The following is a 19,048-nucleotide window of genomic DNA, read 5'->3' as shown; positions in this document are numbered from 1 at the left end:
TCTCGTGTTCCTGAATGTGGCTGTATTTTCTGGGCATAGCAAAGACCTCCTGTAGTAGTTTTATTCTACCACAGGAGGCCTTCTTTTTTCACTGTCTACTTTTACTGGAGCAGTTCAAGCAGCGAAAGAAGTGGGCTGTCTGTTTTTTCGGCCTCGGGTTCGGGTTCCGGCTCGGTCACTTCCTCCACGGGTTCGGTGGGCTCCGGCTCCGGTTCGGGGGTCACTTCCTCGGCTGGTTCCTCGCCCTGTTCGGCAAGAGGCAGAAGGTCATCCACGGTTACAGCGTTGAGGAAATAGACATTTTCGCTGGTTTTCTGCTTGTCGATCACCAGATAGAAAACACTCTCGTCTGCGGTGGTAATGGTGTAGAACTCTTTGCCGTCCTCGTCGGTGGCGTTGTCCACCACCGTTCCCGTTCCATCCGGGGTAAAGGGGTTCTGGGTTTCCGGCTCCGCCTCGGTTTCCACCGGGGCGGGCGTGGCCTCGGGCTGCGGCTCATTGCTCTGGGCGTAAGCCGGGACCGTAAAGATCAGGCAACACAAAAGGCTGGCAGTCATCACCGCCAGCCTGCGAAATTTAGTTTTCTTCATGGGCCGTGTCCTCCTTTTCAGGTGCCTCCGGCTTCGGGCCATTGTGACCCGAAGCGGCAAGGCTGTTTTTGGGGTCGTTCAGAAAGGCCATCAGCTCGGCAGGGGTCAGTTTGAGGGAGCGCACCGCCTGCACGATCTGGCTGTTTTCTTCCTCCTGTTTTTGCTTTTCCAGCTCCCGGATTTTGGCCTGCCACTCGGCGGCCTTCTCCCGGGCCTTTTCCAGCTCCTTATCGAGCTTGTCGATCTTGTTCATGCAAGGGCTCCTTTCTTCTGGCTCACAAGCGCCCGAAGGCGTAGAAATGTGTTTGCCAGTAGCTTGAATTGATATTTGCGTATTGGATGGGAGAACCACAATGCAGCATCATCCCGTCGCCCACATAAATCCCCACATGGGACACAGGGCCGGGGCTGTCATAGGTTCCCGTGAAAAAGATAATGTCGCCCGGCTTTGCCTCGGAAGGGGAAATGATGGCACACTGGTTGTAAATGCCCTGCGCCGTGGTACGGGGCAGGTTGTGGACGCCGCTGGCCGTGTACACCCAGCAGACAAAGCCCGAACAGTCAAAGGAGGTAGACGGGCTGGAGCCGCCCCACACATAAGGCCAGCCGATGTACTTTGTCGCCTCTGCCATGAGCGCCGCAAAGGCCGGGTCATCCAGCGCCTCGCCGGGTATCTCATAGCTGGGGCCGGTTTCCTCGCCGCCGGTATAAATTCCTTCCCACAAATAGGGCTTGTTGCCTTTGAGCTGCTGCATGACGGTGTAGATTTCCCGCTGCTGTTCATCCAGCCTCGGCAGGATCACGGCAGGCAGCGTTTTGTTTGTGAGGGTCACATTGAGGATGTAATACTCATAGGGGACTTCCTCGGTGGTGGTTTCTCCGGTTTCCGGGTCGGTGCTGGTTTCGGTGCGGTAGCGTATCTCGATTTCCTCCGTCAAGGTCAGCTCATACTGCGCCTCGAAGATCTCCCGCAGCTCGTCCTGCACCTGCTCCCGGAAATAAACATGGTACTTTGCCGAGAGATAGGACGCCAACTCATAGGGGTTGTGGCCGATCTCGTCCACGGAATAGCGGTACTCGTCATAGCCGGGATGGGTGCTTTCGATGTTCGCTACCGTCTGCGCCAGTTCATTTTCCAGCGCCGTGTAGTCCTCGTCCACGCCAAGCAGGTCGGCGTCCTCCGAAGCATAGGAAGTGCCGGACACCGCATTGGCAAGGCCGCTGCCAAGCGTGGGAAAGATGGAGCTTACCGCCGACAGGATATAGCAGACCAGTAACAACAGCACCAAAACCAAAACCGCCACAGGATGACGGGTCACAAACTGCGCCGCCCGCCGGGTCACATTTCCCGAAGCGGCAGCGGCTTTCTTTGCGGCCTTTGCGCTCTGTTTTGCCGCCGCCTTTGCCTCTTTGGAATACCGGCGTTTTAGTTTCCACTTCTGCTGTATCCGGGACAGCGGATTGCTGACAAGCTCCGGGTGTTCGGCGGCCATCTTCTGAAAATCCACATTGGCCCGGGCTTTTATGTCCTTCCGTTCCCACTTTGCCACCTTCCGGGCCGGGTGTTCCCGCCAGCGCCGTTTGGCATACCGGGTCAGTTTCCGGGTCCCGGCCTCGGCGGTCAGCTCGGATTTATGCGCTCCTTCCACGCCCACATTTTCATGCTCGACTTCGTGGATTTTGTTGTGGAGATAAAACCATGCCTCGGTGCGGGCTCCCCGGACGGCTTTCTTTGCAAGCCCCGGCGGCTTCTGCGCCGCCCGTTTCGCCTCGACCTTATCCAGCTTCTCCCGGGCCTTTCCCAGCTTTTCCCCGGCGCGCTCCGCTTTGGCCTGCGCCTTCTGGTACTTGTCCTTTTTACTCCCGGCTTTCTCGGCGGAGCCCTCCGGCTCCTGCGCCTTGCCGGTATCCTGCGGACCGCCCCTGTCATCCTCCTGCCTCATGCGGTCAGAAGGGCGGGCTTTCCGGCTGTCCTCTTGAAACTTGCCGCTTTTGGACTTCGGGCCATCATGGCCCGAAGCGCCGGTCTGCCCGGTATCCTCGTCCTCAAACCGCAGGCGTCGGGACGGTGCGGGGGAAGGCCCTTCCTGGTCAGCCGGTCCGGGGCGAGTGTTCCCGGTATCCTCCGGTGGCCCCAGCCTTTGAAAATTCCGTTTATCCGGTTTCTTTCCGATGAGGTATCCCTCCTTTCCAAACCTCGGGCCAGCATGGCCCGAAGTATGTTACGCCCGCTTCATTTCCTGTTTCTTGTCCTCCGGGCGGGTTGTCATAATGGCGTACAGCTCGGTATTCTGCGGGAAGCGGTCAACAAACGGGATGGTGGTGTTCCCGAAGAACAACAGCCCTTCGCCGGAATTGGTGTGGGTCACATAGGAAAGCTGGTGGGGGCTGATACCAAGCTGTTTGGCTAAAATCTGCCTGTCGCCCTGCGCCTGCGAGAGCAGCACAAGGAAGTCCGAGTTTTCAAAGATGTTCTCGATCTCCGGGCTGGCAAGGAAGTCCTTCACATTTTGCGTTAAGGCGCTGGGTACGCAGCCCTTCTTACGGAGCATTTTCCAGATCGCCACACAGTAGCTTGCCGTCAGCCGGTCACGGAGCAGCACATGGAACTCGTCGAAGTAACACCATGTAGCGATACCGCGCAGGAAATTCATGGACACCTGCGAATTGACAAGGTCCTGCATAATGAGCATGGCAATCGTCCGAAGCCCGGCCCCCAGCTTTTTCAGGTCGAGGCACACAAGGCGGCGGTTCAGGTCCACATTGGTTTCATGGTTGAACACGTTGAGAGAGCCCGACACATAGATTTCAAGGGCCGTCGCCAGCCGTACCGCCTCGCCCTCGGGCTGGGAACAGAGCAGGTCATAGAGGGTTTGGAGGGTTGGCATTTTCGCCGTCTCCGGGTTCTGTAAATGCTCCCGGTACATCTGGCGCACACAGCGGTCAATGACGGTCCGCTCCACCGGCTGCAAGCCGTCCTTTCCGCCGACGATCAGTTCCATCAGCGACAGGATAAAGTCGGCTTTCAGCGCCATCGGGTTTTCCTCGTCGAAGCTCAAATCAATGTCCATCGGGTTAATGTGGTGCGGGCTGTCAGGGGCAATCTCGATGACCTGTCCGCCCAGCCGCTTGATAAGGGGCGAGTATTCGCCCATCGGGTCCACCACGATAATCCGGTCACGGGTGGCAAGGAACACGTTCACAAGCTCCCGCTTTGCGGCAAAGGATTTGCCGGAGCCCGGCACGCCGAGGAACAGGCCGTTGGGGTTTTTGAGCTTCTTTCGGTTCGCCATGATGACATTATGGGAAAGAGCGTTGAGCCCGTAATAGACGGCCTCGCCGTCCATGCGGAGCTCCTGCGTCATAAAGGGAACGAAAATAGCCGTGGAGCTGGTGGTCATGCCGCGCTTGATCTCAATGCCGTTATGGCCCAGCGGCAGGCTGGAAAGGAAACCGTCCTCCTGCTGGAAGTCCAGCCGCTTCAAGGTGCAGTTGTATTTCTGAACAATACCCGACACCGTGAACAGGTCGTTGTCCAGCTCCCGACGGGTCGGAGCCATGTTCACCACAAGGAAGGTCAGCAGGAACATTCGCTCGTTCCGGCTCTGCAAATCTTCCAAGAGGGTCTTTGCGTCGTTGCTGTACGTCACAAGGTCGGGCGGGAGTATGTCCATGTCATACCCGGCCCGGGCGGCCTTCTTCTGTTCCTCCACCTTCATCTTGTCAATATCGGAGACTTTGGCCTTGATGGATTTCACGGCGGCGGCCTGATCGACGGTCTGGATATGGAGCGTGATCGTCATTTCCGCATCCATTTCCAAAAGCTCCGCCAGCAGCTTGTCCGAGAGCTCCGAGGCCAAAATCTGCAAGTAGGAGGCAGCGCCCCAGGTCGTCCCTACCCGGAACAGGCGGCTGAAACGGAAGTCGAAGCTGTCCGGGGCGATAAAGTCCTTTGTGGAAAGGCCGGTCTGGGGTATCATATCCCACGAAAACCGGAAAGGGTCGGTGCCGCCGGGGTGGAGCTGCCCGTGAAGGAGCTCCAGACGTTCCAGCCCCGAGAGGGAGCGGCACTTAACGCCCAGCTTTTTGAAGTTGCCGCAAATGTCCGCCTCCACACGCTCCAGCCTCGCCCTTGCGGTGGAGAGGTCGTCCACATTCACACCGAAGGTCAGGAGCTTTGTGCGGACAATGCCGTTGTTGCTTTTGGCGATCTGGTTTTCCAGCATTTCCACATACTCACGCCGGACGCTGTTGTAGTCGTCCTCCTGCATGGGGATGTTGACGCTATACCGGCTGCCCGGGCGGCTCCGATGGTTGAGAAAAGAAAGCTGAAACGGCAAGGAGCTGTCAAAGTAGTTCAGACAGGCGCTCCACCCGTCAAAGATGGCCGCCTGATCTTCGGTCTGGGCGAGCTGGTAGTTGATGTCCTCGTATTCAATGGTTTTGGTGTAATAGCGGTCCTCCACCCGGCACACCCCATCCCGGTACATTTCCCGGTAAGGGAGGGTCTGCTGGGCGGTGGTGGGAATGTCCTTTCCCTTTGTGAACAAGCCGAGAAGGCCCGTCTTGTCAGGCTTTTTGCCTGCGGGCTTTCCGGCCCTTCTGTTGTTTTGCAATCGGCTGCGCCTCCTTTCTGGCGCCAAGCAGCGCATAGAAGTTTTCGGTTTTGTAAGGCCGCACCCGGGGATAGAGGAACCGGGTGCGGATGATGTTTTTCAGCACCTTTTCCAGCGGCAGGCCGTCCCGCTCATACATAGCGAAAAAGAAGAACGGGAGCATGAGGCCGATCATCAGGAACATGGCGGCGCTGTTTCCGATACTGCCACGGGAAAACAGGTAGGCCGGAAGGCCCACCGCCGCCGCGCCGGAAAAACAAATAAGCTGGCGCTTCGTGAGATTGAAGGCCAGCTTTGTCTTGATTTTGGACAGGTCTTTGGGTACTGGCACATAGGCCATTTTGTTACACCTCCTTTGCCGCTTCGGGCCAACATGGCCCGAAGCTACCTTGCGGCCTCTTTGGCCGGGGCTGTGCTGCGGGCAGCTTCGGCAGCCTCCCGTCCACTCTGCCTTGCCCGCCAGTATTCGGGATTGTATTGCCGGATGGACTGATTGAGGTTTTCTTCAAACCGCTCTTTGTCCTTGATACGGTCGGGGATCTTCCAGAGCTTTTTGTCCAGCAGCTCCCGGAGCACCACACTTTCCTGTGCGTCCTCCTCATAGCAGATATAGCCCTTGTCCTTGAAACCGCATTTTTTCGCCGCCGGAGAGAGGACGGCGGCCACCTCGTTTGCTACCATCGTTCCGCCGTGGCTGGCGGTGGATACCAAAAACACGCCCGGACAGAGAACTTCACAGCTCTGCACCTCTCCCCACGGGGAGGTCCGGGGCGCATGGAACATCCCGCCCGTCCGGCCTCGGTCCGCCTGCATGAGCGCCGCCTTTTCCAAGATGGCCTTCAGCTCCGGGGAAAAGTAGGCGTATTCCCGCAGGACACGGGCGGCGTCCCCGCCGCAGGCGTTCATCAACAGGGTATAGGCGTCGCTGTCCGCTTTGGTACAGCGGCCCAGCAGCTTGCCGTCATAGTAGCAGGCCGCGTCATAGCCCGTTCGTTTGCGTGGCATGGGTTTCGCCTCCTTTCCGCTTCGGGCCAGCATGGCCCGAGGTCAACGCTCCGCACCACGGCTGGGCTTTTCCTTCGGGGGCCGTTCCGCTTTTGCCTGTTCGGCAGCCGCTTTCCCGGCCTTGAGCTGTTCGCTGATGGACGCACGCCCGGCAGAGCCGCGCTCCGCCATCTGTTCCAGCTTTACTTCATAGGCTTGCAGAACAGCGGTGTTGAGCTGTTCCCGGAACTCCTTCGTGACGGGATAGGCCATATCCCGATAACCGCCCTTGCCGTCCGGCTGGCTGGGCATCCCCACGAAAAGGCCCTTACTGCCCTGCACGATTTTCAGATTTTCCACCACAAAGCAGTCGTTGAATTTCACGCTGGCAAAGCCCATCAGGTTTTTCACAGGTTCGATGACCCGCACGCTTACATCCAGCTTCAACGGTGCGGCGGGGGTGGCGTCCGCAACCTTTTCCTGCATGGTTTCCTCCTTTCCGGCGGGAACAAGGTTCCCGTCCTTGTAGTCATAGCCTTCCGCCCGGAGTGCCGCCAGCGTGTCCGCCGATACGCGCCCGGACAGTTTCAGATCGGTTTCCACCATGAAGCGCATGGTGTCTGTTTTAGAAAATTCCTCGGGGAGCTTTCCGTAGAAAGCCGGGTGCGGCTGTCCGTCCGCGCCCTGTTTGTAACGCCGGGGCATACCGCCTCCTTTCCGCTTCGGGTCAGCATGGCCCGAAGTCTCTTAATGGCAGCCGAAGATGGATTTTGCAAGGCTGCCCGTTTTGAACAGGGTAAAACACAGCAGTACCGTATAGCCCACACAGCCCCAGATCGCCCCGATGGGGTCGCCGTCGGTGGCGATACTCTGGATAAGCACCGCATAGATGGCGACACAGACCAAAATGAGCAAGCCTTGAAAGCCCACCGCAAAGAGGGAGCGGAAATAGTTCTGCCCCATGTGTCCGGTTTCCCGGTTGGGGACGGTGGCAAACGGGATGGGTGCCAAACTTGTGAGTAAGTAAATTTCAATCATACGGCCATATACGATAACGAAGATCACGATGTTTAAGGCAATCATGGTAAGCTGGATCAGGAATGACTGGAGCCAGAGGCCAAACAGGGGTCCTAACTCCATTGCCTCCAGCTCGGTCCGCAGACTGTCCATTACATCCGTTGTGATCTCCGTCCCGTTCTGGATAATGCCCGCCGATTGCTGGATGACGTGCTGGCTCACGTCAAAGACGGCCAGTACGATATTGAAGGTATTCGTCAGGATCATTACCGCCACAAAGGTTTTGAACACCCACTTGAAAAACATCCATGTGTCAATGTCATGGAGGTTGTTGCGGTCAATGAGCATTTGTATCAGTTCATAGGTCATTACAAAAGTGAGGATGACCCCGGCGATTGGCAGGATGGCGGTTTCAGAGATTTGCCGTATCATGGAAAAGACCCCGGCGTTCCAGTCCGCCGGGGTCGTGCCTACCTGTGTGGCGATCTCGCCAACGCTCTGATTGACGTTATTGAAAAGGCCATCCAGATTTCCCATGATACCATCGACAAGCAAACCTTTGAGCCATTCAACGATTGCGTCGATGATAAAGTCCATACATCAGCTCCTTTTCTGGAAAAAGGGACAACGGGTAAGGGTTAGCTGAACAGGCCGGACAGCAGAGGGATAAGCTGCATACCGATCAGGACGACACCGCCGCCCGCCATGAGCTGATTGACCCCCAAATAGTTGGAAGTCACAGCTCAATGGCCGGCGGCGGTGTGTCAGAAATGATTCAATTTCGATTCAGGCGGTGACCTGCTCCGCCTCTGCTATGGGTTTGAGGTTGAAATGGATCTCGATGGTGATGTGCCGGCTCCGGTCGGGGTCGATCTGCTCGTGGACCACGATTTCCTTCACCAGGCGGTTGATGGTGGCAGCATCCAGCTCCGTGATGTCGGCATACGCCCGGATAGCCTCAGACCACTGGCGGGCATCGCTGGCCAGCTGAAGCTCGTCCTCCAGCTTCTTACGGCCCTCGGCGATGCGTTCCTTGAGCTGAGCCTGTTCGGTCTGGGTCTTGTCCAGCATGAGATTGAAGTTGGCTTCGCTGATCCGTCCGGCAACCATGTCCTCGTACAGCCGCAGCACCATCTTGTCCAGTACCTCGACCCGCTCCTCGTCCTTAGCAAGGGCGTGTTCCAGCGCTTCGCGCTGGGCTTTGCCTTCGGCAATATAGTTGTCAGATAAGCGGCCAGCAACTGCGGCTTCATCCCTCAGGGCAGCTCGGGCGCACTCCTGGATTTTGTGCAGCACAAGGTCATAAAGCACGTCATACTCCACCCGGTGCTGGGTGCAGTGGTTCTTGCCGTAGGCGTTATAGGTCTTGCAGGCGTAGATTTGCTGAGGGTGCTTGGCGTTGGTGGCCCGGATGGTCAGGGACTTGCCGCACTCGCCGCATTTCAGCAGCCCGGCAAACAGGCTCACTTCCCCGTTTTGCCTGGGGCGCTGGCGGGACCGCAGCTTCTCCTGCACAATCTCGAAGCTGCTTCGGTCAACGATGGGCTGGTGCTGCCCTTCGACCACGATCCAATCCTCCGGTCTCTTTTCCCCGATGGTGCCGATTTTGAAGCGGTACTCCTTCTTCTGGGAAGCAATCGCGCCAGTATAAACGGGGTTGGTCAGGATGTCCTTAATCACCGTGAAGTCCCAGATATACCGCCCCTTTTCGGGGTCCTGCTTCTCCCATTTGGTGAAGGTATTGCGCAGGCCCCGTTGGCGGTTCCACCAGGTGGGACAGGGCATCTGCTGCTCCTCCAGTCTGCGCCGGATGAAGTTGGGACCGTGACCTTCCAGCGCCCACGCGAACAACTGCCGCACAGTGGGGGCTGTTTCCTCGTCCACCAGAAGGTGGTTCTTGTTGTCCGGGTCCTTCCGGTAACCAAAGGGCGCGACGCAACCGGTAAACTCACCCTTTTGAGCCTTCAGCAGATACGAGGAATGCACCTTCTTGGAGATGTCCTTGCTGTACATCTTATTGAGGATGTTTTTGAAGGGAGCAATGTCGTTGTTCTCCCGCATGGTGTCGATGCCATCATTCATGGCGATATACCGCACCCCGTTGCGGGGGAAGAAGTCCTCGATGAGGTAGCCGGTCTGGAGGTAGTTCCGGCCCAGGCGGCTCAAATCTTTGGTGATAACCAGGTTGACCTGCCGGCGCTCAATGGCTTTCAGCATCCGCTTCAGGTCGGGACGCTCCATGTTCAGCCCGGTGAAGCCGTCGTCCTGGTAAATTGCCACAACCTCCCATCCCTGCTTTTCGCAGTACTGTTCCAGCATATCCCGCTGGTTTGCAATGCTGGCACTCTCCCCCTGCAGGTCATCGTCCTTGGAAAGACGACAGTAAATGGCTGCCCGGTACGTTCCTGCAAAAGCTGCGCCCATTGCATCATACATCATTGTGTTCATCATAACCGTTACCCGCACAATCCAGACGGAATTCGGTTATCTGGAACCTTATCTACAGTATATCGAAAATCTTCCTCCTTCACAAGATAAATCTTTCTCCCCTGCTGATACTTGCTTGCAATCAGGTCTACAAAAACATCCGTCGCATCCTGTTTGCCGTCAAAGATCGACGTAACAGAAATTTTGGTCTTGCTCTTGGTCATAGGCCCCACCTCCTCACACATCCAGGTTGTTCTCACGTTTGGGTCCTTTGGGAAGGTGCATATGGGGCGTCTTCTCGTCCATATGCACCACGGCGGAGATAATCGTTTCTTTGGCTTGATACTGCTCCAGGAAGTGGAGTGCTTCTTCAAAACCTTTGTTCCGCAGACGGCAAAAGGCTGGCAGCCTGTGCTTTTAGGCACAAACTGTCAGCCTTTCTTTGTCGCTTATGCTGCCCTGCAGGGGCACCTTGTTGTGAGGAGAGCAGGGCGGAACTGCCCCACGCAGCTGCCGTCTGCTGCACAAAGGTATCACACACGAGACTTTGGTTCCAAAGTCGTGTGCCACGAAACCCCGGCGCGGTTTCTTTGGATTCTTCCGGCGCAAAGGGCCGGCGCAGCGGGCCGGGCCCCAGGCGCAACCCCCCTCCCGGGCGGGTAGGGGGTGAGGGTTAGTTGGTTACCTGGTAGCCGATCTTGGTGCCGGCGTAGGCACAGTTATTCCCGGCGCCGATGTTGCCGATCGGGTTGTCGGTTGCGGAGACAGGCCCACCACCATTGTATTGGGCGGTGATGGTGCCGCTGTAGGTGCCGCTCACGGCACCATCACTGTCGTTGTAGCCCACCAGGCCGCCGGCAGCGGCGATCTTAGTAGCGTATTCACCGGGGCTGCTGGCGGTGAGGGTGGCGGTGATTGTGCCGCTGCCAGTGACAGTGCAGTCGGTGACAGTGCCGTTGGTGGCGGTGAAGCCGAAGTCGCCGATCAAGAAGCCGCGGGTATTGCTGCCCGCAATGCCGCCGGCAGCGGCGGCGCCGCCGCTCCCACAATAGTACTTGGCAGCGATCTTGCCGGCACCCATGCTGACGCTGCAGCCTCTGATTGTGCCTTGATTCTCGCCCGCAATGCCGCCAACAGCACATCTGGCGCCGGTGCCAGTACCGTCCCCGTATGTATCGGTGATGGAATAGCCGTTCAGGTCGACGTCACAGTTTTGGATGGTGCCGTAGTTGGTGCCCGCCACAGCGCCGGAGCAGTTTTGAGTGTCGCCTGTGAAACTGATGTCGGCCGCCAGCAGAATCTTCAGGTTTTTCACGGTGCCGCCATATCTACTATTACCAACCTGATCAAACAGGCCCAGGGTTCTGGTTTGCCCGCTCTTGCTGGAAAGGGTGATGGTATATTTCTTGCCAGCTTCACTTTGCAGGGTGCCCGTAAAGGGATTTAAAAAATCACCAAAGGTGCCGGTGACGGTCTGGTCCGTTTTCAGAATAATGTTAGCACTCAAAGCGTCGCTTTCAGGAGTGTCAAACAGTTTTTGCAGGCCGTTTGAGCCCGTGACAAAGTAAGTGCCGTCGGTGTCCTCATAGTATCCATGCGGGTTGGCGGATACAGTTATGTCAACGGTAGCCGTCTGGCCCCCAAAGCTCACCGTGATGGTATGTTGGCCCGTCGAGGTGAATTGATAGTTTTCGGCTAGTTGGTCATTGATTTTGAGGGTGCACTGGGTTAGATCAATGGCTTTGGTGCTGCCGTTGGAATAGGTGGCGGTGACGGTAAGGACGTTGGGGTCGAATTTGTCTCCAACTTCGTAGTTGGTCGTACTGGGCCCGGTCACCGTAAGGCTCTTGAGGGTGACAGGGTCGGGTTCATCGTCCTTGTCCGGCTTATCCACCGTCCCGGCCTTCTCCACCGTAGCCTTCACCAGCATCCAGACGCCGCTGTTGGTTTCCACCATGGCAAGGGATGTGTCATACTTGCCGTCGTCGGGGACGTTGGAGAGGATGGGGTTCCACTGGCTGTAGGCGGCCTGGGCGGCCTTGTCGGGGTCGGAGCCTGCGTAGAAAATCAGGTCAAAGGCGGTGTCGCCCTGCTGGCCTTCCCCCAATTTGCGGAACGTGACCTTGGAGCCCAGCAGGGTTTCCAATGCCGCCCGGATGGCGGCAGCGTCGTCGCCGGCGTTTTCGGATTCGGCGGTGCGGATGGCCTGCCGCAGGTCGGCTTCCAGGTCGGGGTCCATCTCCACCGAGACGTTGGCGTACTGGCCGTCCAGCAGGGCCAGCAGGCTCCGGGCGACGGATTCGCCGCCGCAGCCCGCCAGCAGGCTGAGGGCCAGGGCTGCCGACAGCAGCAGGGCCAGAAGTTTTTTCAATTGCATACCCTTCCTCCTTATGTTGGGCCGCCCGGCCCCCCGTGGGCCGGGGGCGCGGGGCAGTTGTCTGAATGGGTCAAGTATAACAGAACGCCCCGGGCGGGACAATGATACCAAAGTATTAGAAATCGGAAACTTCGCAAAAAAGAATCTGTATTGCGCCGTTTTTTGCCGTTTCAAGGGAAGACTTTTTTCTGCGGTTTTCGATCCAGCGCCGCCCGGGGCGTTCAGCGGTCGATGAAATGCAGCCGCTGGGCCGCGTCCCTGACCTGGGTTCGGCGGGAGACCTGCAATTTTTTCAGAACATGGCTGACATGGGTCTTGACGGTGGGCAGCTTGATGTGCAGAGCCTGGCCGATCTCGGCGTTGCTCTTCCCGGCGCAGAGCAGCTGCAGCACCTGGCGCTCTGTCTCGGAAAGAGGGGCCTCCATCTGCTGCGCCGGGGAGAGGAACTGGGGGTAATAAGCTCCCTGCCTCCGGGCTTTGCGCACCACCTGCGCCAGAAAAGACGGGTCGGCGTCCCAGGTGGTATGTTCCAGCAGGGGCAGCACCGCCCCGCCATACTGACTGACCGTCCGCACAAAGCCGAACTCCCGGGCGGCGTCCAGCGCGGCGGCCAGGCGGGGTTTCCAGTCGGGGCTGTTCTGCCGGTATTCCGCCACCGCCCGCAGAAGGTTCAGGCTGATGCCGTCGATGTGCCTCCGGCAGAGCTGACAATAAGGTTCCAGCGGGGCCAGGGTGACCTGGGCCCCCTGGGGGTCCCCCAGGGCCAGCTGAGCCATGGCCTGTGTAAAATACTGATACCGTTTGAGGGTCTGGAGATACTGGGGGTTGCGGGGGGCTTTGTCCCGATACCAGAGGGCCACGGCGGCGTCATTGCCCTGCATCATGTCAATGCGGCAGACAAAAGCGTCCAGGTTGGGCAAGAACCGGGTCTGCTCCTGTCGAATGAACCGCTCCCGCAGGTCCAGCAGGCTTTCCCGGGCGTCCTGGGCCCGCCCGGCGTCGATCTGCACCCGGGCCAGCAGCCCCACCACTGCGAATTCCATGTCGGGCGTGCCCTCCCGCCGGATGTGCTCCAGCATAGCCAGCAGCTTCATGGCCTGGTTTCGGACGTCCTCGCCCTTTTCAAACAAGCTCTCGGCCAGGGCGCAGTCCGCCAGGCCCACCCCGTCTTTGCCCAGGGCGGCCTCCACCGGCAGCCGGAGGGTCTTGTACAGCAGGGTGTCCCGTTTGCTCCAGGGGGAAAAATCCTTGCCGCCGTTCATCAGGCTGGGCAGAGTGCTGGTGACAGAGAAAGCCGGCAGGGAAATTTCCCGGTTTTTGATCAGAGTGAATACCCTTGGAAAAAGCTCCGTCAGCCCCTCCACCTCCCGCTGGGGCAGGCCAATGTCCAGCCAGGCCAGACGGCTGCGGGCTTCCCGGGCATCGGCCCCTGCGGCTCCGGCCCGGTATTCCTCCAGCGCGGCATACCACCGCTCCGACCCGGCGAAATCCATCTCCATGGCGCAGAGCATACTCATGGCCTGCATCAGGGCCGGGTTCTTCCGCACCTCGGCCTCGGGCAGGGCCCGGTAATAGGGTTCCATCTCGAGATAATGCCCCATCCCGGGATGGAGGCCGGCGTTTTTGACCAGCAGATCGGCCACCTTGGCCTTGTTCCCGCTACGGGTATAAAATTTCAGCGCAGAGCCGTAATCCTCGTTGAGTTCATAGTAGAGGGCTCCCCGGTCACAGAGGGTGCAGCGCTGGTCGCTGGTGTATTTCTGGTCCAGCTCCCATCGCAGAAACTGGCGGAAGATCGGCCAGAAGGTGTAATTGCCCAGCTTTTCCAGGTGCATCATGCTGGTCTGGCGAAGCAGGCCAACCAGACGCTCATTGGCGTGGGGGTCCCCCGTGACGATCCGGGCCAGCTCCGGGGTGACAGTTTCAAAGAGGGACAGCTCCATCAGAAGGCGGCGGGTGGCTTTTTCCATCCGGCGAAAGACTGCTTCTTCATAATAATAGAAAATTTCCTGGCGGACGGCGTCGGAGGTGGCTGCGGCAAAGGCCTCGCCCCGCTCAAGGTGCTGGGCCAGCAGTTCCAGCGCCAGCGGATAGCCATTGGTCTCCTTATGAATGGCGGCCAGCTCACTGGCGGAGAGATAAACCCCATGGGCCTGCAAAAGCTTGTCCGCGGTGCCCCGATCCAGCAAAAGATCCTGCGCCGTCAGGACCCCCAGAACCCCCGTCGTCTGGAACGGCAAAAGCCACCCGGGCAGCGGGCCCCGGCTCAGCAGCAGGATCCGGTGGCTGCGGCAGCTCCGCAGCAATCCGCAGAGCGCCTGCTGAGCGCCTTCGTCCTCCAGCTCCTCCAGATCGTCCAGGATCAGGGTATTCCACTTTTCTTTCAGGCTGGGCAGCGAGAAGCCCGGCTCCCGGGCCGACAGGGTCACGGTGCGGCCAGGCCCGGCCAGCGCCCGGGCGGCGCAGCTTTTGCCGAATCCGCAGGGCGCGCTGAAAAGCACCGCCCGGCAGCGGTCGGCCAGCTGCTTGTATTTTTCTTTTAAGGCGTCGGTCAAAAAGGTTTCCATCCTGTATTCCTCATCGGCCTGTCAAACGGCAGGGCCATTTTTGCAAGTTGGGTGCAGAAGCGTTCCTGTTAAAAGCAAGACTATTGTACCATCAAACCCGAAGGGCTGTAAATCAGCCGAAAGTATGAGTGAGAAGGAGCAGTCCTGCACATTCGCAGAAAAGCAGACTTTTTTGAAAAATGTATGCAGGAATTGCCCACAAACCCAGCGTAGGGCTGAGCCCGACAGTCAGACCAGGAGGACCCGGAGGTAAACCCCCGAGCCCTTCCAAAAATCAGACGGGAGATCAATTCCCCTGAAAATTTTACTCGCCGCCCCGTCTGGATTGTGCTTTTCCTTTCTCATTTTATTACAACTACTTGGCCATCAAGTGCTTCATGCCCTGGCTCTTTGCTTATGTGTGATAAAGAAGCAATAGAAGTGCAAAAAATTTTGCCGTTCCTATCCGACACTTGGCCATTGTGTCGGATAGGTCGGGCGGTTATTCGGGCAAGTCAATCTTGCCGACAAAGCTGTAATAAATCTCAATGTCCTGCCTGCGGGTGCCGTTCTCATCATAGCTGCACTCATGCACCACAATTTTCTCGATCATTTCCCGCAAGAGAGTGGGGGTCAGTTCTTCAAAGGCAAGGTGCTTGCGGACAATGCCCATAAATTTCTCGGCGTTGACGGTAGCTGCCTGTGACTTGTCCAGTTCGGCTTGCAGGGCGGCGGCTCTCTTTTTCAGCTCCGCTTGCTCGGCTTCGTAGTCAGCCGACAGTTCCATGAAACGCTCATCGCTGATTTTGCCGTTTACATTGTCCTCATACAGCCGCTTGATAATGCGGCTGATTTCAGAAATGCGTTCCTGCGCCTGTTCAAGCTGCTTGATGGCTGCGGCGGTCTTTCGCTTGCCGCCGATCTCGTTCTGCTGGACAAGTAGTTTCACAAACCGGCTCTCATGCTTGGCTGCGTATTCGGTCACTTGCCGGAGATTTGCCAGGACACCAGCGGTCAACAGATCGGTGCGGATAAAGTGCGCCGTACAGTTGCGGGTGCGCTTCTTGTAGCTGCCGCAGATGTAGCAGTCCTGTTTGCGGTCTTTGTTCTGATACCGCTGCTGATACAGCACATGGCCGCAGTCGGCGCAGAACAAAATCCCGGAGAACAGCCCCACTTCATCGTAGCGGTTCGGGCGTTTGCGCTGTTTGCGTAACTCCTGCACCCGTTCCCATGTTTCCTTGTCGATGATCGGCTCATGGTGGTTCTCGAAAATGGCCTGCTTCTCGACGGGGTTCTCTATGCTGTGCTTGACCTTATAAGAAGGCTTTTCCGTTTTGAAGTTCACCAGACATCCGGTGTACTCTCGGTTTTCGAGGATATGAACGACGGTGTTGGTCGCCCATTTGCACTCATAGCCTGGGTGATAACGGCGGGTGCTGCCTGTCCGCTGATATTCCAGCGTCCCCGGCGTGGGGATTTGCTGCTCCGTCAGCATACGGGCAATCTTGGTCGGGCCGTTCCCGGCAAGGCAAAGCTGGTAAATCTGCTGCACCACCGGGGCGGCTTCCTCGTCTATAATAAAATTCTCGTCCTCGTCCATCACATAGCCGTAAACCGGCTTGCTGGTAACAGGCTTGCCGCTCATGCCTTTTGACTTTTTCACTGCCTTGATTTTCTTGCTCGTATCTCTCACCAGCCATTCATTGAACAGATTTCGCAGCGGGGTAAAATCGTTGTCCATGCCCTCGCTGGCACTGTCCACATTATCGTTGACAGCGATAAAACGCACACCCTTTTGAGGGAACAGCATTTCCGTGTAAAACCCTACCTGCAAGTAGTTTCGCCCTAACCGGCTCATGTCCTTGACGATGACCGTACCCACTTTCCCGGCTTCAATGTCCGCAAGCATGGCTTGAAATCCGGGCCGCTGGAAGTTCGCGCCGGAAAAACCGTCGTCGGTGTACCAGCGCAGATTGGTAAAGCCGTTCTGTTTTGCGTAGGTTTCGAGTATCCTTTTTTGGTTCGATATGGAATTACTCTCGCCTTGCAATTCATCCTCGTGGGACAATCTCGGATAAAGGGCGGTAATGAGGTTTTGGGTGGCTTGTCTTAACATAAAATCCTCCGTTTCCGACAGCCAGCCCCACTATTCCGTGGTTTCATTGTACCACGGAACGGCGGGGGCTGTACAGCGGCAAAAGCGTTAAATTTGCTTCTTTACAGCTTTTCAATTTTCCGATTTTTATGGTATGGGTTGTCGTCCCATATTTGCAGTAGAAAAGTTCATAACTCCGTGGTATACTCTGATTTAACAAAAAAATCAGAAGTTAAAGGAGAAAACATGAAGTATACAATAGATGAATTAACCGCGGCCAAAAGGCAAATTGATTCAACTCTGCACAAGCTAAGAGAAACAGTAAAAACATTTGAATCAAAGGATAATTCCGAGCGTTATAAATCACAAATCACATTGGCAAAGAGAAGAATAAAAGCCTTTGAAATTGCAAATTATTTTATAGAGAATGAGATTAAGAATTGCTAAAGCACTTCCGATTTTCGTTCCAGCGGTCATGCTCCCTGGCATGGCCGCTTTTCCATGCCCCGGTTCACGCCGGATAAGTCGGCTCCTGTGTAGCAGCGGCTTCCGCTTCCAGTACCCGCGCCATTTTGTCGGCGGCTGTGGTTGTGGTGTCTTTCTTGAAATAGCCGGACACGACAAGGACGGAATTGCCCATGCGGATTTCCGTCACACAGTCAGGGCGGCGGGTGGTGCGGGTGTCGTGCTGCTTGTTATCTGCCATAGGCAATACTCCTTTCAGTCGGTAATCAGTTTCTTCATGCTCTCCATTTTCCGCTTGGCGGTTTCCTGCCGGAAGTTGTCGCCGGTAAAGCGTACCGGGACGCACATGGAAAGCAGGCGGTCATAAATCCGGGAATGGGCGGTGTCCTCCGGGTTGTGCAGGTCGTCCAGCGTAAGGTTGGTCGTGACGATCAGCGGCTTGCCGCTGCGGTAACGGCTGTCAATCACATTGAACACCTGTTCCAGCCCGTATTCCGTCCCGCGTTCCATGCCGAAGTCGTCAAGGATCAGCAGCGGATAACGACAAAGGCGGGAAATGTACTCGTTGCGCCCCTCAAAGCTGGCGGCAAGGTCATTGAGGATAAGAGCAAAGTTCGTCATGCGGACGGGGATTTCTTTCTCCATGAGGGCGTTTGCGATACAGCCTGCAAGGTAGCTTTTGCCGGTGCCTACGCCGCCCCAGAACAGGCAGCCGATATTGTCTGTCCGCATATCTTCCCAATGCTCCACATACCGGCGGGCAAGCCCGGTCTGCGGGTTCCTGCCGTTGTCGTTCTCGAAAGTCCAGTCCCGCATGGTGGGGTCGGTAAAGCCCCGGCGTTTCAGTTCTTCCACGGTGTCAAGGTGTCTGCGCCGCTTTTCGGCGGCTTCCCGTTCCTCGCGGGCGGTTCTCTGGCAGTCGCACTCTGCCGGGTGGCGGTCGCGCCCGAAGATAGCGGCCTTATCCGGCGCAAAATAGGCTTCTTTCGGCTTGCGGCACTTGCCGCAGTACAGTAAACCGTCCTCGCCGGTGTAGTCCTCCGGCTCCGGGATGGTGGTCGTCATATTCTCCAAAACCGCGTTGATTTCATTCTTCATAAACTCTCGCCCTCCTTGCATGAGTAGTCTGGTATGCCCTTTTTAGGGGCTTCCTTTTTGTCGTTCCCCGCCCATATCCGCAGGGCGGCGGCATAGTTCTGGTAGCTTTTCCCGTTGGCGGCAAGGTAGCGGCTCATTTCCTCGATGAACCGTTCCAGCCTGTCAGGGTACTCTGCCTGCAACTCGTCGTATTCGGTCTGTGACAGAAAAATATTTCCATATCGGCCATAGGGCGCGGACGGCCCCCCACTCACTCCCTTTGTTTGGCTCTCTGTAAGGTTGTTTATAGTAGTTTGGTTAGGGGACGGTTTTCCGACCATCATAAGGTCGGTTTTCTGACCATCAGTAGGACGGTTTTCCGGCTCTATGAGGGGCGGACTTCCGGCCATCAGTTGGTCTGAAAACTGTACCTGTGGCACTGGCGGTACTTTGACATAAAGCCGGTTCGGTGCGGAGAAGCCGCCCCGTTCCCGTTCCAACAGCCCCGCCGTGTCCAGTTCATTAAGCGCCCCCTTGATGGTGGTGCTGCCTTTATCCAGTATTTCTGCTATCTCCGCGATGGGATAGATAATATAAATCCTGCCCTCGTCGTCCAGCCACTTGTTTTTCTGGGAGAGGGTGGAACGGTCTAACAGCAGCGAATACAGCAGCTTGGCGGTCTGTGAAATCTCCATTTTCAGCAGGAAACGGGGATACGGCAGATAGGCGGGCAGCCGCGTGTCTGCCCTGATATAATCAGCGATAGGATCACCTCCCTGTGTTCGGGTTGATTTTGGCGTATTGTCACGCATTAAAACGCCGTTTCCGGGGGAAAAGGATAAATGTATCGC

The 19,048-nt window shown here is 57.1% G+C and carries 17 protein-coding genes and 2 pseudogenes; 1 reads left to right on the top strand and 18 read right to left on the bottom strand.

Annotated elements, in window-relative coordinates; all coding sequences use genetic code 11:
* Positions 1–116: 116 nt before the first annotated feature.
* The 15 genes and pseudogenes from B5G28_RS09655 to B5G28_RS09575 all read right to left on the bottom strand — a co-directional run.
* Positions 117–590, bottom strand: a pseudogene (locus B5G28_RS09655) (DUF4366 domain-containing protein); the annotation flags it as partial.
* Complete coding sequence (locus B5G28_RS09650; RefSeq protein WP_006574806.1) at positions 577–843, bottom strand: DUF4315 family protein; 267 nt, start codon at positions 841–843, stop codon at positions 577–579. The pseudogene B5G28_RS09655 and the gene B5G28_RS09650, both read right to left, overlap by 14 nt.
* Before the next feature lie 22 nt (positions 844–865).
* Positions 866–2,533: a C40 family peptidase gene (locus tag B5G28_RS09645; protein ID WP_087248228.1), complete on the bottom strand. Its 1,668-nt coding sequence runs from the start codon at positions 2,531–2,533 to the stop codon at positions 866–868.
* Between the two features lie 279 nt (positions 2,534–2,812).
* Positions 2,813–5,080, bottom strand: a complete 2,268-nt coding sequence (locus B5G28_RS09635; RefSeq protein WP_116705549.1) for a DUF87 domain-containing protein — start codon at positions 5,078–5,080, stop codon at positions 2,813–2,815.
* Positions 5,081–5,159: 79 nt separating this feature from the next.
* Positions 5,160–5,546, bottom strand: coding sequence for a PrgI family protein (locus B5G28_RS09625; RefSeq protein WP_021419855.1), 387 nt, complete (start codon positions 5,544–5,546; stop codon positions 5,160–5,162).
* Positions 5,547–5,590: 44 nt separating this feature from the next.
* A complete protein-coding gene (locus tag B5G28_RS09620; RefSeq protein ID WP_087248224.1) occupies positions 5,591–6,244 on the bottom strand; it encodes a hypothetical protein in 654 nt (217 codons plus the stop codon).
* Positions 6,245–6,253: 9 nt separating this feature from the next.
* Entirely contained in the window at positions 6,254–6,895 is a 642-nt protein-coding gene (locus B5G28_RS09615) for a septation protein SpoVG family protein (protein WP_158099609.1), read from the bottom strand.
* Positions 6,896–6,937: 42 nt separating this feature from the next.
* Positions 6,938–7,804, bottom strand: coding sequence for a CD0415/CD1112 family protein (locus B5G28_RS09610; RefSeq protein WP_087248223.1), 867 nt, complete (start codon positions 7,802–7,804; stop codon positions 6,938–6,940).
* Positions 7,805–7,845: 41 nt separating this feature from the next.
* Positions 7,846–7,929: pseudogene (locus tag B5G28_RS09605) on the bottom strand (Maff2 family protein); the annotation flags it as partial.
* Between the two features lie 64 nt (positions 7,930–7,993).
* Positions 7,994–9,631: a recombinase family protein gene (locus tag B5G28_RS09600; RefSeq protein ID WP_087248219.1), complete on the bottom strand. Its 1,638-nt coding sequence runs from the start codon at positions 9,629–9,631 to the stop codon at positions 7,994–7,996.
* Between the two features lie 32 nt (positions 9,632–9,663).
* Entirely contained in the window at positions 9,664–9,858 is a 195-nt protein-coding gene (locus B5G28_RS09595) for a hypothetical protein (protein WP_087248217.1), read from the bottom strand.
* Between the two features lie 13 nt (positions 9,859–9,871).
* A complete protein-coding gene (locus B5G28_RS09590; RefSeq protein ID WP_242967559.1) occupies positions 9,872–9,988 on the bottom strand; it encodes a plasmid recombination protein in 117 nt (38 codons plus the stop codon).
* Between the two features lie 319 nt (positions 9,989–10,307).
* Positions 10,308–12,011, bottom strand: coding sequence for a bacterial Ig-like domain-containing protein (locus B5G28_RS09585; RefSeq protein WP_087248215.1), 1,704 nt, complete (start codon positions 12,009–12,011; stop codon positions 10,308–10,310).
* A 221-nt stretch (positions 12,012–12,232) separates the two neighbouring features.
* Complete coding sequence (locus B5G28_RS09580; RefSeq protein WP_087248213.1) at positions 12,233–14,578, bottom strand: LuxR C-terminal-related transcriptional regulator; 2,346 nt, start codon at positions 14,576–14,578, stop codon at positions 12,233–12,235.
* Positions 14,579–15,059: 481 nt separating this feature from the next.
* Positions 15,060–16,676: a recombinase family protein gene (locus B5G28_RS09575; protein WP_002596236.1), complete on the bottom strand. Its 1,617-nt coding sequence runs from the start codon at positions 16,674–16,676 to the stop codon at positions 15,060–15,062.
* Between the two features lie 225 nt (positions 16,677–16,901).
* Between B5G28_RS09575 and B5G28_RS09570 the strand changes: the two genes are divergently transcribed.
* Positions 16,902–17,102, top strand: a complete 201-nt coding sequence (locus tag B5G28_RS09570; protein WP_002596235.1) for a hypothetical protein — start codon at positions 16,902–16,904, stop codon at positions 17,100–17,102.
* 64 nt (positions 17,103–17,166) lie between these two features.
* On the opposite strand, the gene B5G28_RS09565 is transcribed toward B5G28_RS09570, so the two are convergent.
* The 3 genes from B5G28_RS09565 to B5G28_RS09555 are packed head-to-tail and all read right to left on the bottom strand — an operon-like array spanning position 17,167 to position 19,009.
* Complete coding sequence (locus B5G28_RS09565; RefSeq protein ID WP_002596234.1) at positions 17,167–17,361, bottom strand: transposon-encoded TnpW family protein; 195 nt, start codon at positions 17,359–17,361, stop codon at positions 17,167–17,169.
* Between the two features lie 14 nt (positions 17,362–17,375).
* On the bottom strand, positions 17,376–18,218 hold the full coding sequence (locus B5G28_RS09560; RefSeq protein WP_002596233.1) for an ATP-binding protein: 843 nt from the start codon (positions 18,216–18,218) through the stop codon (positions 17,376–17,378).
* A complete protein-coding gene (locus B5G28_RS09555; protein WP_006356266.1) occupies positions 18,215–19,009 on the bottom strand; it encodes a replication initiator protein A in 795 nt (264 codons plus the stop codon). The genes B5G28_RS09560 and B5G28_RS09555 overlap by 4 nt, the downstream gene beginning before the upstream one ends.
* Between the last annotated feature and the right edge of the window lie 39 nt (positions 19,010–19,048).

Origin of the sequence: Faecalibacterium sp. An77 (assembly GCF_002161315.1) — a bacterium.
In the GTDB taxonomy this organism is placed as follows: Bacteria; Bacillota; Clostridia; order Oscillospirales; family Ruminococcaceae; genus Faecalibacterium.
This window is presented reverse-complemented; position numbering and strand designations above follow the sequence as displayed.

Coding starts and splice junctions, on each gene's coding strand:
- B5G28_RS09580 (WP_087248213.1), bottom strand. CDS start 14,578: ATGGAAACCTTTTTGACCGACGCCTTAAAAGAAAAATACAAGCAGCTG.
- B5G28_RS09635 (WP_116705549.1), bottom strand. CDS start 5,080: ATGTACCGGGATGGGGTGTGCCGGGTGGAGGACCGCTATTACACCAAA.
- B5G28_RS09565 (WP_002596234.1), bottom strand. CDS start 17,361: ATGGCAGATAACAAGCAGCACGACACCCGCACCACCCGCCGCCCTGAC.
- B5G28_RS09585 (WP_087248215.1), bottom strand. CDS start 12,011: ATGCAATTGAAAAAACTTCTGGCCCTGCTGCTGTCGGCAGCCCTGGCC.
- B5G28_RS09650 (WP_006574806.1), bottom strand. CDS start 843: ATGAACAAGATCGACAAGCTCGATAAGGAGCTGGAAAAGGCCCGGGAG.
- B5G28_RS09620 (WP_087248224.1), bottom strand. CDS start 6,244: ATGCTGGCCCGAAGCGGAAAGGAGGCGAAACCCATGCCACGCAAACGA.
- B5G28_RS09570 (WP_002596235.1), top strand. CDS start 16,902: ATGAAGTATACAATAGATGAATTAACCGCGGCCAAAAGGCAAATTGAT.
- B5G28_RS09560 (WP_002596233.1), bottom strand. CDS start 18,218: ATGAAGAATGAAATCAACGCGGTTTTGGAGAATATGACGACCACCATC.
- B5G28_RS09615 (WP_158099609.1), bottom strand. CDS start 6,895: ATGCCCCGGCGTTACAAACAGGGCGCGGACGGACAGCCGCACCCGGCT.
- B5G28_RS09555 (WP_006356266.1), bottom strand. CDS start 19,009: ATGCGTGACAATACGCCAAAATCAACCCGAACACAGGGAGGTGATCCT.
- B5G28_RS09600 (WP_087248219.1), bottom strand. CDS start 9,631: ATGGGCGCAGCTTTTGCAGGAACGTACCGGGCAGCCATTTACTGTCGT.
- B5G28_RS09645 (WP_087248228.1), bottom strand. CDS start 2,533: ATGAGGCAGGAGGATGACAGGGGCGGTCCGCAGGATACCGGCAAGGCG.
- B5G28_RS09595 (WP_087248217.1), bottom strand. CDS start 9,858: ATGACCAAGAGCAAGACCAAAATTTCTGTTACGTCGATCTTTGACGGC.
- B5G28_RS09625 (WP_021419855.1), bottom strand. CDS start 5,546: ATGGCCTATGTGCCAGTACCCAAAGACCTGTCCAAAATCAAGACAAAG.
- B5G28_RS09575 (WP_002596236.1), bottom strand. CDS start 16,676: ATGTTAAGACAAGCCACCCAAAACCTCATTACCGCCCTTTATCCGAGA.
- B5G28_RS09610 (WP_087248223.1), bottom strand. CDS start 7,804: ATGGACTTTATCATCGACGCAATCGTTGAATGGCTCAAAGGTTTGCTT.